This is a genomic window from Caldicoprobacter sp., from assembly GCF_047459465.1.
Taxonomy (GTDB): domain Bacteria; phylum Bacillota; class Clostridia; order Caldicoprobacterales; family Caldicoprobacteraceae; genus Caldicoprobacter.
Genome location: NZ_VSCO01000052.1, coordinates 1 through 11,982, shown reverse-complemented (window position 1 = coordinate 11,982; position 11,982 = coordinate 1). Strand labels below are relative to the sequence as shown.

Genomic DNA, 11,982 nt, shown 5'->3' with positions numbered 1-11,982 from the left:
TTTGATGCCACATTCTTGCGAGATACCTTTCCCACGAATAATAAAAATTTAAGGAAACGGTGAATACGGTATGAAGGAGTATATCTGGACGTTTGTCTTCCAAATGATCAACATACCTATACTGTTTTGGTTTCTAAAGCGTCTGCTTTTTAAACCCATAAAGGGTTTTTTGGATAAGCGTACGCAGAACATTGAGGCAAAGATGGAGGAGCTCAAAAAGCGCGAAAGCGAGATCGAGGAAAAAAGGCGCTTGTCCAGCGAGGAACTTGAAAAGGTGCGCCAGCAGGTAAAGGCCATCATGGAGCAGGCCGAGCACACCGCACAGCAGCGCATACGGGAGGCGCAGCAACAGGCGCAAAGAGAGGCAGAGGCCATGCTGGAACAAGCAAAGCGCCAAATAGAGCAGGAACGCCAACAGGCAATTGAGGCTTTCAAAGCTCAGACTGCAGAGTTGGTCGTGGAGCTGGCTTCCAAGGTCCTGCAAAGCCATATAACCCCTGAACAGAATAAAGCCATGATACAGAAATTCCTGGAGAAGGTGGAAACATGAATGTACCGAACGTTGAAACGGGGACCTTATGGTCGGCTTTTCCATTGGATGAGGCAACTGTTGCGCAAATAGAGGAACGGTTTTCAAAATTTTTAGGCAAGAAGCTGAAACTTCATTTAAAAGTTGAACCGGAAATAATAGGCGGAATCATAGTATCCATCGGGGACAGGATATATGATGGCAGCTTAAAAGGGCAGCTTAGTAGGATAAAGGAACACCTGTTGGACTTTCAAAAAGGGGATATGGTTGACCTTGTCACTGGCGTCAAATCGTCGGAACAACTCACCGACATGGCGTCAGTCGGCGAGTTTATTAGAGAGAGGATTCAAGAATACCAGCAGGAATTTGATGTGGAAAATGTGGGGCGGGTGGTGCGTTCGGGGGATGGAGTGGTACTAATAAGCGGTTTGAGCGATTGCATGTATGGTGAACTTCTAAGGTTTGAAGGTGGTACATTTGGCATAGCCTTTAACCTAGAGGAGGACGCCGTGGGCGCGGTGCTACTCAACAACCAGAATTCGGTAGCCGCAGGAACGATGGTCTATAGCACCGGGAAGATGGTACAGGTTCCGGTGGGCGAAAGCTTGCTGGGCAGGGTGGTCAATCCCCTGGGACAGCCCCTCGACGGAAAGGGCCCTATTCGACCTGAAGGTTACAGGGAAATTGAGAACAAGGCCCCCGGCATATATGAGAGGGATGTGGTAAATCAGCCCCTGCAAACTGGCCTGCTGGCCATAGATTCCATGATACCCATTGGGAAGGGTCAGAGGCAGCTCATCATAGGTGACCGCCAGACGGGTAAGACGGCCATCGCCCTTGACACCATTGTCAACCAAAAAGGTAAGGATGTAATATGCGTGTACGTTGCAATAGGCCAAAAAGCTTCCACGGTATCCCAGGTCATTAATACCCTAAGGGAAATGGGGGCTATGGATTATACCATTGTGGTTTCGGCTACAGCCAGCGACTCTGCCACCATGCAATATATTGCCCCTTATGCGGGTTGTGCTATGGCGGAATATTTCATGTACAAGGGAAGGGACGTGCTCATTGTCTATGACGATCTGTCCAAACATGCCGTAGCTTATAGGACATTATCCTTGCTTTTGCGCCGTCCTCCTGGGCGTGAGGCCTATCCCGGGGACATCTTTTACCTGCATTCCCGCCTTTTGGAGCGTTCAGCCAAGTTGAGCAAGGAAAAAGGCGGTGGGTCCTTGACGGCGCTGCCCATAATAGAAACTCAGGCTGGAGATATATCGGCCTATATACCCACAAATGTAATATCCATAACCGATGGTCAGATTTTCTTGGAAGACGAGCTGTTTTTCGCTGGCATTCGTCCGGCTGTAAATGTGGGGCTGTCGGTATCAAGGGTAGGAAAGGCTGCTCAGATTAAAGCCATGGCAAAAGTCTCGGGGACATTGCGCCTGGAGCTTGCACAGTATCGCGAGCTGCAGGTATTTTCCCAGTTTAACTCGGAGCTGGATCCATCTACCCAGCAATTGCTGGCCCAAGGAGAGAGGATTACCGAGATGCTCAAGCAAGAGCAGTACCACCCCATGGATGTAGTACATCAGGTAATACTGCTGTATGTAGTTACCAGAAAGATGCTTTTGGATGTACCCGTAAATAGGATCCAGGAATTTAAACAACAGTTTATCGAATATATGGAGTGCTATCACAGAAACGTCATCGAAAACATACGCCAAAGTGGCGATATAACGGAAGAGGACATGGCCCAGATAGAGACCGCTGTTAAGGATTTTAAACCGACCTTCTTGAAGCAATAAGGATGTGCGGGTGATATTGCCATGTATAGCGTGATTGAGATTAAGCGCAGGATCAGGACCATACGCCAAACGCGGCAAATAACCAAAGCCATGTACCTCATAGCTTCGTCCAAGCTCAGCAGAGCCATGGAAAAATACAGGGCTAACCATGTATACTTCGAGAAGATACGCTCTACTCTCAAAGACATCATAATCCATAGTCCAGAAATAGACCATCCTTTTTTTATACCTAGAGGAAATGAAAGAGCTACTTATTTGGTCATTGCCGGAAATAAAGGGCTGTGCGGCGCATACAACCATAACGTGCTGCACACGGCCCTCTCACATATACAGCAGCACGGCGGTTCTGTTGATATATTCGTAGTGGGCCATGTAGCCCGCGATTTCTTCAAGAAAAAGGGATATAAAGTAAGAGATGAATTTTTGGATGCAGCAGAGAATCCAAATTTTTACTATTCAAGGGATATGGCCGAATATCTGATAGATTGCTACAGTCAAAACAAGACGGATGAGCTGTACATCGTCTATACCCATATGGAATCGACGGTAAAACAGACACCACGGGTTATAAAGCTGCTGCCAGTAGAACTGTCGGCTTTTTTTGATGTCAGCCTTGATGTCAACTATCGCGCCGATATACTATATCATCCATCGCCTAAAGCAGTGCTTGACCTGCTCATCCCCAAGTACCTTCTGGGATTTATATACGGGGCGTTGATACAATCATTTGCCAGCGAACAGCAGGCCAGGATGATGGCAATGGATACCGCTACCAAAAACGCCGATGAAATGATAGCCCAGCTGCAGATTAAGTACAATCAGGCAAGGCAGGCAGTCATCACCAATGAAATTTCCGAGATAATGGGTGGCGTAGCTGCGTTTGAAAAGCAGTACTCATAAAGGAGATGAGATATATATGGAATACAAAAACAGGGGAAGAGTAGTACGAATTGTCGGTCCAGTGATCGATATACAGTTTGAATCGGAAGATATGCCGGCTATCCTCAATGCCATAAAGATAGTGGATGGTTCAAGGGTGGTATGGGCAGAGGTATCCCAGCATTTAGAGGACCGAAAGGTGCGCTGCATTGCCCTTGAAGCCACCGATGGTTTAAAAAGAGGCCTTGAAGCCTATGATACTGGGATGCCCATTACGGTACCGGTGGGTAAGGAAGTGCTAGGGCGAGTGTTTAATGTTTTAGGAGAACCCATCGATGGCAAGGGGCCTGTAAATGCACGGGAAAGGGTGCCCATTCACCGTCCTGCACCGCCCATCGAAGAGCAACGACCGGCCACCGATATATTGGAGACGGGGATCAAGGTCATAGACCTGTTGGCTCCATATCCCAAAGGGGGCAAGATTGGCCTGTTTGGCGGAGCCGGCGTGGGCAAGACGGTACTCATCATGGAACTCATACACAATATCGTGACACAGCACGGCGGGGTCTCGGTGTTTACCGGTGTAGGCGAACGCACCCGCGAAGGGCATGAGCTGGTAAGCGAGATGACGCAGTCAGGAGTACTGGAAAGGACTGCTCTGGTGTTTGGCCAAATGGATGAGCCACCGGGTGCCAGGATGCGGGTAGCGTTGACGGGCCTTACCCTTGCAGAATACTTCCGGGACAGGGAAGGCCAGGACGTGTTGCTTTTCATAGACAACATCTTTCGCTTCATACAGGCAGGGGCCGAGGTGTCAGCCTTGCTAGGGAGGATGCCTTCGGCAGTGGGATATCAGCCCACCCTGGCGATGGAAGTCGGCGCGCTGCAGGAACGCATAACATCCACCAAAAACGGCTCCATCACGTCGGTTCAAGCGGTGTATGTTCCGGCTGATGACCTCACTGACCCTGCACCTGCCACTATATTTGCCCATCTGGATGCCACCACCGTTCTGTCCAGGCAAATCGCCGAGATGGGCATATATCCTGCCATTGACCCTCTGGAATCGAGCTCGAGGATACTTGACCCGAGAATTGTGGGCAAGGAGCACTACCTGGTAGCGCGAAAGGTCCAGGAAATCCTACAACGGTATAAAGAGTTGCAGGATATAATAGCCATCCTTGGTATGGAAGAGCTCAGTGAAGAAGATAGATTGGTAGTCTACAGAGCGCGCAAAATACAGCGGTTCCTGTCCCAGCCATTCCACGTGGCTGCTACCTATACCGGCATACAAGGGAAATTTGTCCCGCTTAAGGAGACCATTGAAGGGTTCAGGGCTATTGTGGATGGAAAGGTGGATGACATACCCGAAGCTGCATTCTTCATGGTGGGTAATCTGGATGAGGTGCTTGAAAAAGCCGGACAGATGAAGAAAGCGGGTTGATGGAAGATGGCAGGAGAGTTTTACCTTGAGGTCATAACCCCCGAGAAGACCTTTTTCAAAGGGAATGTGGAGATGGTGATTGTAAACAGCTCGGACGGCGAGCTGGGCATCATGAAAGGGCACATACCAATGGTAGCCCTGGTTGCCATTGGGACGCTTAAAATAAAGCAGAACGGCAAATGGCGCGAGGCGGCTATAAATGAAGGATTTATGGAAGTACGCCCCGATGGGGTTATCATTCTATCCCACTCTGTAGAATGGCCAGAGGAAATAGATGAAAAGCGCGCTCAAGCAGCCCTCGAAAGAGCGCAGCAGAGGATACGCCTGCGCAGGAGCATGAAGGAATACTACCAGTCAAAAGCCGCTATGGCCCGCGCCATGGCCAGGCTAAAGGTAAAGAAACGCTACAACATCGATTGACTTTGTCATCAAGGTCAAGGTATAATGATAAATTCAGGCTGCATGCCGGTGAAAGAGGTGAGGGCATCAAACCCTGACCTCTTTATTTCTTTAAGGGCGGTTTCAAGTCTGAATGCCACGTGCTCGGGAGTATGGGCATCTGAGCCCAGCGTAATGATTTTACCACCCAAATCTCTGTATCTTTTGATTATATCGGGATGGGGCATAGGGGTTTCCGATACATGGCGGTAGCCCGACGTATTGACTTCCAGCCCCTTACCTTTGTCAATGAGGGTTTTAAGTATCTCATCTATTAAGGAAATACCAAGTAGATGATCATTTTTTTCAACGGGGAATGGCGAATACCTTTTTATATAATCCAAATGCCCCAAGACGTTAAACTGGTCAAAGGATGTAATGAGCCTCAATATCTCCTCATAATATTCCTCATAGGTTTCTTCCTTCGTCTTACCCTGATAAAATCCCCCCAAGTATGGGTCTACACCTCCTACCAAATGAACCGAGGCTATCACAAAATCGAAGGGGTAAGATTGCACTATATCGGCGCACTCATCCAGGATATGTGGTTGCAAGCCAATTTCAATTCCCTTCTTTATCACCAACTGCCCTTTGAATTTATCCTGCATTTTCTCTATGTCTTCAAAATATTTATCCAGCATTCCGACATCAAATGGCGGAACGGCGGTGTCCGGCCAATCGATGTCTATGTGATCGGTGAAAGCTATTTCTATAACTCCCGCCTGTATAGCGCTGAGGCATGCCTCTTCCATAGACATACGGCTATCCACCGAATATGTGCTGTGAATGTGATAATCCATCAACTCTCATCCCTGCCTTTGATAGATTTGGTATATTGTCCATTGTCATGACGTTCTAAATATTATATCATATTTTTAGCAATTCATCCCCCTCCTCCAGAGGATGAAATCTTTTTAAAGGAGATGATACTGATGAGTCCACGACCAGGGCCAGGATTTGTTGGATTTGGTATGGGCAGAGGAATGGGATTGGGGAGGATGCGATTCGAGGATTCAAAGCAACGTCCCCAAATTTCCAAGGAGATCCTTATAAGGATTTTGAAGTATCTAGTTCCTTATTGGAAACAGCAAATTATAATCTTACTATGCCTATTGGCAATTTCGGGGCTGGATTTAATTCCGCCCATTATTACCAAAAACATTATTGACGTAGCAATTAAGAACAAAGACATGGCTTTGCTGGGATTTTTGACATTGGCCTCCATAGCTGCCACAATCCTATCTGGCCTTATAAGCGTCGGGCAAAACTACGTAACAACATGGATGTCGAAACACATCATACTGGATGTAAGAAACCAGATGTACAGGCATTTACAATACATGTCCTTAAAATTTTTTTCCAATGAAAAGACCGGAGAGATAATTTCCCGTTTAAATAATGACATCCACGGAATAGAGGGTATTATATCAGGCACTCTGGTAAATATAGTATATAATTTGTTTAGCCTTGTTTTAACGTTGACGGCTTTATTTTCTATGAATTGGAAACTTGCCATCCTGGGAACTTTCCTCGTACCGTTTTTCGTGTTGCCCACCCGTCAGGTAGGAAAAATGAGGTGGAGGCTGGCAAGCGAAACCCATCAAAAAATGGCTGAGATGAATCAGCACATACAGGAAACGTTGGGAATAAGCGGCGTCATACTGACCAAAATTTTTACCCGTGAGGAAGCCGAGATAAAGAAATTTCATGATATAAATTTGGAAGTGATAAAGCTTCAAATTCGTGAAAACATGGTTGGACGATGGTTTTTCATGCTGTTAAGGACCATCTCGGTACTGGGCCCCTCCATTATATATTTCGTTGGAGGATATCTCGTCATAAAGGATGAACTGACCGTAGGTACTGTAGTTACATTTGTTACCCTACTTACAAGGCTTTATGGTCCCGTCAGCCACCTGTCCAATCTCCATGTGGACATTACCAGATCTTTCGCGCTATTTGAAAGGATTTTCGATTACCTTGATAGGGAACCGGATATCAAGGATTTGCCTGAGGCTGTTGAATTGCCCCCGATTTCAGGGAAAATTGAATTTGATCATGTGTACTTTTCATATGACGGGGAAAATCCTACTTTGGAAGACATCACTTTTTCTGTTGAACCAGGGCAAATGATAGCAATAGTAGGACCAACAGGTGCCGGGAAGACCACCATAGCGTATCTGGTACCACGCTTATATGAGCCCACATCGGGAAGAATCCTGATTGACGGAAGGGATATACGAACTGTCACTTTGAAATCGCTGCGAAGTCAGATCGGAATGGTCACGCAGGATCCATACCTATTTAACGCTACCATTCGAGAGAACATCCTTTACGGTAAACCCGACGCCACCGAGGAGGAGATGATAGCCGCCTGTAAGGCAGCTCAGATTCATGATTTTATATCATCGCTGCCTGAAGGATATGATACGGTAGTAGGGGAACGGGGAATTAAGCTTTCAGGTGGTGAAAAACAACGCATAGCCATAGCCAGGGTACTCCTTTCCAATCCCCGAATCATAATTTTAGATGAGGCAACATCATCTCTGGATTCCCACACCGAAGCTCTGATACAGAAGGCATTGGAGGCCCTACTTTCGGGGCGTACCAGCATAGTCATCGCTCACAGGCTTTCTACCATTCTGGCAGCCCATCGCATACTGGTGATAGACAACGGCAGGATTGTGGAAAGCGGAACCCATCACGAGCTTCTTAAGAATAACGGCCTTTATTCAATACTATATAGAGAACAATTTAAGCCTCAATTGACGGGTCTGACGGACAGTTATCTAGCCTAAGGTAAAGGGCAAATTTATATTTGACATTCTATTAGAGTTTGTAATATAATATAGGCAAATTTATCACTTTATCACTTTAATTAATTAAAGTGATAAATCGAGTGGGGGTTTTTGATGTTAGATAAGCTGAAATTGAGACTGCCCGAGGGAGTGCAGGACTATCTCCCCGATGAATGCTACAACAAACGCAAGATAGAAGATACCATTAGAAGATTTTTCTATTTAAGCGGATACAATGAGATCGAGACCCCTATAATTGAATTTTTCGACGTATTTGCCGGGGTAAAGCCTTCCATCGAGCAAGAACAGATGTTTAAGTTAATAGATCCGGAAGGCAGGATTCTGGTATTGCGTCCCGATATCACCATGCCCATCGCCAGAGTGGTGGGAACCAAGATGGCTAACGACCCATTGCCTTTACGGTTGTTTTATCTGGGGAATGTGTATAGATATGGTAACTTTCAAGCTGGGAAACAGCGGGAGATAGCCCAGGCAGGAATGGAGCTTTTGGGCGTAAGTGACCCCGAAGCCGATGCTGAAGTGGTAGCCATGGCTATTCAGTTGTTTCTAGAGCTAGGGCTTAAAGAGTTTCAGATAGACATAGGACAGGTGGAATTTTTTAAAGGTTTGATTGAGGAAGCTGGCCTTGTCCAAGAAGAAGTGGAAGAAATCCGGAGCCTGATTGACCATAAAAACATGTTGGCCCTTGAGATGTTTCTCAAAAAATTGCCCATTTCTGAGCAAATTAAAGATACCCTATATCGTTTGCCGCAGCTTTATGGAGACAGTCAAATTCTAGAGGATGCTATGAAAATTTCCCGTAATCCCAAATGCAGGGCTGCTTTGGAAAACATATATCAAGTGTATGGAATTTTAAAGGATTATGGCTTCGACCGTTTTGTAACCTTCGATTTGGGAATGGTCCATAGCTTTAACTTTTATACCGGCATTATTTTCAGGGGCATTACCAGAGAGTTGGGCTATCCGATATGCGGTGGTGGGCGATACGATAGGCTGGTATCGGAATTTGGACGAGACCTTCCGGCTACGGGATTTGCGGTAGGCATAAAAAGGTTGCTCATAGCGTTGGAACGCCAGGGAAAATTGAAACAGGTACCAGGGATCGACGTGCTTGTGGTGGCTCAAGATGGGCAAAGAAGAGAAGCATACCATCTGATGCAACGTCTGAAAAGGCAAAATATGAGGGTAGAGATGTTTTTGCCTGTTGACAGCTCCATAACCCCCCTGGATTACGCCAGACAAAGGTGCATCCCCAAAGTGGTAGAATTTAAGGTAAACGCAGAAGTCATCGAATACGAAATAGGCATTGAGTAAGATATAGGCCGAATTTTACTTGCCGATACAATTTCAGCTTAACAGAAAGGGGAAACTTCATTGATAACTATAGCTCTTGCCAAAGGAAGGCTTATGGAGCAAGCCATAGATATCCTAGAAGCTGCTGGCGTTGACTGCCGCCAGCTGAAGGAGCCGTCTAGAAAGCTGTTCTTTTTTACCCCCGACCGGCAAATCCGAATGATTCTGGTCAAGCCCAATGATGTTCCAACATATGTGGAATACGGCATAGCTGATATGGGCATTGTAGGAAAGGATACTTTGCTGGAGGAAGAGCGCTTGCTGTATGAGATGCTGGATTTGAAGTTTGGCCGGTGTAAGCTCGTGGTGGCCGGTTTTCCCGAAAAACGGGATGTCTGGATCACGCATTCACATACACGCGTAGCTACAAAGTACCCCAATATAGCGCGTAACTATTTTTTGCATAAGGGCAAGAGCGTAGAGATTATAAAGCTGAATGGCTCGGTAGAGTTAGGGCCTTTAACGGGACTATCGGATGTAATTGTGGATATAGTCGAGAGCGGCAGAACCCTTAAAGAAAATGGGCTTGTGATACTCGAAGAGATATGCAGCGTAAGCGCCAGGCTGGTGGTCAACCGCGTCAGCCTGAAAATGAAGAACAGGGAGATAAAGGCCCTGATCGACGACATTCAAAGGGTAGTGGAGGAACGAGAAAATGGTAAAGTTAATTGACGGAAGGGGTAAGGATACCAACTGGATACTGGGAAATCTAAACAGGCGCTTGCAGGCATCTTCTGAGAAGGAAAGGGACGTGGTATTGAAAATACTTTCGGCTGTCCAGCGACGAGGGGATGAAGCGGTACTCGAGTATACCGCTCGATTTGACGGAGTACACTACGACGATGTACAGGAAATGCTGGTATCGGAAGAGGAAGTTAAAGAAGCCTATTCAAAGGTGGATAACGGTTACATAAGTTTGCTCAAACGTGCCTGGGATAATATTCAAAGATTTCACAGCAGACAGATTGAAAATTCCTGGTGGCTCATCGATGAAAAGGGCATAATTTTGGGGCAGCGCATAGTACCACTGGAGCGGGTTGGAGTTTATGTGCCGGGAGGACGTGCCGCTTATCCCTCATCGGTGCTCATGAACGTCATCCCTGCAAAGGTGGCGGGGGTATCCGATATCATCATGGTTACGCCTCCTGGGAAGGATAAAAAAATAAATCCTTATACCCTAGTGGCAGCCTGTGAGGCGGGATGTAAAAGGATATTTAAAGTAGGAGGGGCACAGGCCATAGCAGCATTGGCCTTTGGTACCCCAACCATACCCAAGGTGGATAAGATAGTAGGCCCAGGAAACATTTACGTTGCCTTGGCCAAAAAGGAGGTATACGGTTATGTTGACATCGACATGATAGCAGGCCCCAGCGAGGTGATGGTGCTGGCCGATGATTCGGCCAACCCGGCTTTTGTAGCAGCTGACCTGATGTCTCAGGCCGAACACGACCCAATGGCGTCGGCCATCCTGGTAACCACCTGTAGCAACCTGGCCGGCCGCGTGCTTGAGGAACTGCAAAGGCAGGTTGAAGGTTTATCGACCAAAGACATCGTACGGGCTTCTTTAAGTAATTTTGGAGCGCTGATCGTCGTAGATCATATTGAGCAGGCCATAGAGCTGGCAAATGCTGTTGGTCCGGAGCACCTGGAGCTGGCGGTACGCAACCCCTTTGAGATTTTGGAAGCTGTCAAACATGCGGGGGCCATATTTTTGGGACATTATACCCCCGAACCGGTGGGAGATTATATGGCCGGTCCCAACCACGTACTGCCAACGGGCGGTACAGCGCGCTTCTTTTCACCCTTAGGAGTATACGATTTCGTAAAGAGGTCCAATATAATATCCTACACCGAAAAATCCTTAAGGGCCATTGCTCACGATGTCATAGAGTTTGCCAACAGGGAAGGGTTAACCGCTCATGCCAATTCCATAAAAGTGAGGTTCAAAGAAAATGGATAAATTCATGCGCGATGATCTTAAAGGTTTAAAGCCATACAAGGTTGACAGCATACCATACAGGATCAAAATGGATGCCAATGAAAGCCCCTATGATCTGCCCGATGCCATCAGGCAACGGTTGGCAAACGAACTAATGCGGGGGTACCAATTTAACAGGTACCCCGATTCGGACGCAACCGCTTTAAAAGAGGCCATTTCCAGATATTGCGGCGTATCGCCCCAGGAGGTTATGGTTGGGGCCGGTTCGGATGAGCTAATAAGGGTGGTGATAAGCGCATTCGTGGGAAAAGGAGACGTGGTGCTGTATCCCAACCCATCCTTCACAATGTACGAGGTATTCACCCGTATAGCGGGGGGCATCCCAATAGGGGTGCCGCTGGGTGAAGGTTTCAACTACGACATGAGCCGGTTTTATAGGGCAATGGAACAGCACAAACCCAAGCTCATATTTATATGTTCTCCCAACAACCCTACGGGCAACGTCATCCATAAAGATGAACTTATGAAGCTAGTCACGACTTTTAATGGCGTGGTAGTGGTGGATGAGGCCTATGGCGAGTTTTGTGGGCACTCCATTGCGTCTCAGATGACTAATTACCCCAATGCACTGGTGCTTAAGACCTTTTCAAAGGCTTTTGGACTGGCAGGTCTGCGCGTTGGATACCTTATAGGCAACCGGGAGCTAATTGAAGGAATATACGCTGTAAAACCGCCTTACAATGTCAGCAGCTTCTCGCAAAGGGCAGCAC

General features: G+C 47.0%; 11 protein-coding genes. 10 read left to right on the top strand and 1 reads right to left on the bottom strand.

Features of this window, described 5'->3' with window-relative positions:
• The first annotated feature begins 70 nt into the window (after positions 1 to 70).
• Genes atpF through atpC form a run of 5 tightly spaced genes read left to right on the top strand, consistent with a single transcriptional unit; the run spans position 71 to position 5,083 of the window.
• Entirely contained in the window at positions 71 to 550 is a 480-nt protein-coding gene (atpF, locus tag FWJ59_RS04990) for a F0F1 ATP synthase subunit B (RefSeq protein WP_414480883.1), read from the top strand.
• Positions 547 to 2,340: a F0F1 ATP synthase subunit alpha gene (atpA, locus tag FWJ59_RS04985; protein WP_414480882.1), complete on the top strand. Its 1,794-nt coding sequence runs from the start codon at positions 547 to 549 to the stop codon at positions 2,338 to 2,340. The genes atpF and atpA overlap by 4 nt, the downstream gene beginning before the upstream one ends.
• A 21-nt stretch (positions 2,341 to 2,361) precedes the next feature.
• Positions 2,362 to 3,240, top strand: a complete 879-nt coding sequence (atpG, locus tag FWJ59_RS04980) for an ATP synthase F1 subunit gamma (protein WP_414480881.1) — start codon at positions 2,362 to 2,364, stop codon at positions 3,238 to 3,240.
• Positions 3,241 to 3,256: 16 nt separating this feature from the next.
• Entirely contained in the window at positions 3,257 to 4,663 is a 1,407-nt protein-coding gene (gene atpD, locus FWJ59_RS04975) for a F0F1 ATP synthase subunit beta (protein WP_414480880.1), read from the top strand.
• 6 nt (positions 4,664 to 4,669) lie between these two features.
• Positions 4,670 to 5,083: an ATP synthase F1 subunit epsilon gene (gene atpC, locus FWJ59_RS04970; protein ID WP_414480879.1), complete on the top strand. Its 414-nt coding sequence runs from the start codon at positions 4,670 to 4,672 to the stop codon at positions 5,081 to 5,083.
• Between the two features lie 14 nt (positions 5,084 to 5,097).
• Here the strand turns inward: atpC and FWJ59_RS04965 are convergent, their stop codons facing one another.
• Complete coding sequence (locus FWJ59_RS04965) at positions 5,098 to 5,901, bottom strand: histidinol-phosphatase HisJ family protein (protein WP_414480878.1); 804 nt, start codon at positions 5,899 to 5,901, stop codon at positions 5,098 to 5,100.
• A 132-nt stretch (positions 5,902 to 6,033) separates the two neighbouring features.
• Between FWJ59_RS04965 and FWJ59_RS04960 the strand changes: the two genes are divergently transcribed.
• The 5 genes from FWJ59_RS04960 to FWJ59_RS04940 form a co-directional block, all read left to right on the top strand.
• Entirely contained in the window at positions 6,034 to 7,899 is a 1,866-nt protein-coding gene (locus FWJ59_RS04960; protein WP_414480877.1) for an ABC transporter ATP-binding protein, read from the top strand.
• Positions 7,900 to 8,013: 114 nt separating this feature from the next.
• A complete protein-coding gene (gene hisZ / locus FWJ59_RS04955; protein WP_414480876.1) occupies positions 8,014 to 9,234 on the top strand; it encodes an ATP phosphoribosyltransferase regulatory subunit in 1,221 nt (406 codons plus the stop codon).
• A gap of 60 nt (positions 9,235 to 9,294) precedes the next feature.
• Positions 9,295 to 9,945, top strand: coding sequence for an ATP phosphoribosyltransferase (gene hisG, locus FWJ59_RS04950; RefSeq protein ID WP_414480875.1), 651 nt, complete (start codon positions 9,295 to 9,297; stop codon positions 9,943 to 9,945).
• Positions 9,929 to 11,233 (top strand): histidinol dehydrogenase, encoded by a 1,305-nt coding sequence (gene hisD, locus FWJ59_RS04945; RefSeq protein ID WP_414480874.1) that lies wholly within the window; start codon positions 9,929 to 9,931, stop codon positions 11,231 to 11,233. Before hisG ends, hisD begins: the two co-directional genes overlap by 17 nt.
• Positions 11,226 to 11,982: pyridoxal phosphate-dependent aminotransferase (locus FWJ59_RS04940; protein WP_414480873.1), on the top strand; the 757-nt coding region annotated here is incomplete at its 3' end. The genes hisD and FWJ59_RS04940, both read left to right, overlap by 8 nt.

What these genes read in the sequence shown, in the direction of transcription:
- atpG (WP_414480881.1), top strand. Translation starts at nt 2,362, where the DNA reads ATGTATAGCGTGATTGAGATTAAGCGCAGGATCAGGACCATACGCCAA.
- hisD (WP_414480874.1), top strand. Translation starts at nt 9,929, where the DNA reads ATGGTAAAGTTAATTGACGGAAGGGGTAAGGATACCAACTGGATACTG.
- atpC (WP_414480879.1), top strand. Translation starts at nt 4,670, where the DNA reads ATGGCAGGAGAGTTTTACCTTGAGGTCATAACCCCCGAGAAGACCTTT.
- atpA (WP_414480882.1), top strand. Translation starts at nt 547, where the DNA reads ATGAATGTACCGAACGTTGAAACGGGGACCTTATGGTCGGCTTTTCCA.
- hisZ (WP_414480876.1), top strand. Translation starts at nt 8,014, where the DNA reads ATGTTAGATAAGCTGAAATTGAGACTGCCCGAGGGAGTGCAGGACTAT.
- atpD (WP_414480880.1), top strand. Translation starts at nt 3,257, where the DNA reads ATGGAATACAAAAACAGGGGAAGAGTAGTACGAATTGTCGGTCCAGTG.
- FWJ59_RS04960 (WP_414480877.1), top strand. Translation starts at nt 6,034, where the DNA reads ATGAGTCCACGACCAGGGCCAGGATTTGTTGGATTTGGTATGGGCAGA.
- FWJ59_RS04965 (WP_414480878.1), bottom strand. Translation starts at nt 5,901, where the DNA reads ATGGATTATCACATTCACAGCACATATTCGGTGGATAGCCGTATGTCT.
- atpF (WP_414480883.1), top strand. Translation starts at nt 71, where the DNA reads ATGAAGGAGTATATCTGGACGTTTGTCTTCCAAATGATCAACATACCT.